1 protein-coding gene is annotated in these 561 nt (G+C 57.0%); it reads left to right on the forward strand.

Annotation, left to right across the window (positions count from 1 at the left end; genetic code table 11):
- Window positions 1-561: phage/plasmid replication protein, II/X family (locus AXE65_RS02735; RefSeq protein WP_239685023.1), on the forward strand; the 561-nt coding region annotated here is incomplete at both ends.

The raw sequence follows: 561 nt of genomic DNA on the forward strand, positions 1-561 counted from the left end.
CAAAAGCGTCGGCAGCGCCTCGCCGCCGAACGATGCCAACGGCAGACCGGACTACAGCGCTCCCCCGCTGGCCTCGCATCTCTACATTCAAGGCAACCCCGCCAAATGGCTGCAAGGTCATAACTTTGTCGGTACTGACAACCTGCTTGAGTTAATGATCGATACCTTTGATGCACTCTGCGAGCGCCTGAGTCTCAAACCCACCGACTTTGAACGCCATCACATCAAAAAAGGCCAGTACCGGCTGACTCGGCTGGACTACAACCGCATGTACGAGCTGCCCAGCCGCTCGGACGTGCAGGCCTGGTTGCGCGCCGCCGAATTCAAAGCCAAATCACGGCACGGGCGACCGATGTACAACCGCGGTACGCTGACCTTTGGCGGCACAAGCACGCACTGGAAAGTGGTTTGCTACTGCAAGGCGGACGAAATGCAGGCCAAAAGAGCCCGCAAAGTCCCCGCCGAAGAACGACAACTGACCAGTGACCCCGAACTTAAGCGTTGGATTGATAACAAACTGCGCGTTGAACTGCGCTTGCTCTCGCGCAAACTTAAAGATAC

The organism is Ventosimonas gracilis (assembly GCF_001580025.1).
GTDB lineage: Bacteria > Pseudomonadota > Gammaproteobacteria > Pseudomonadales > Pseudomonadaceae > Ventosimonas > Ventosimonas gracilis.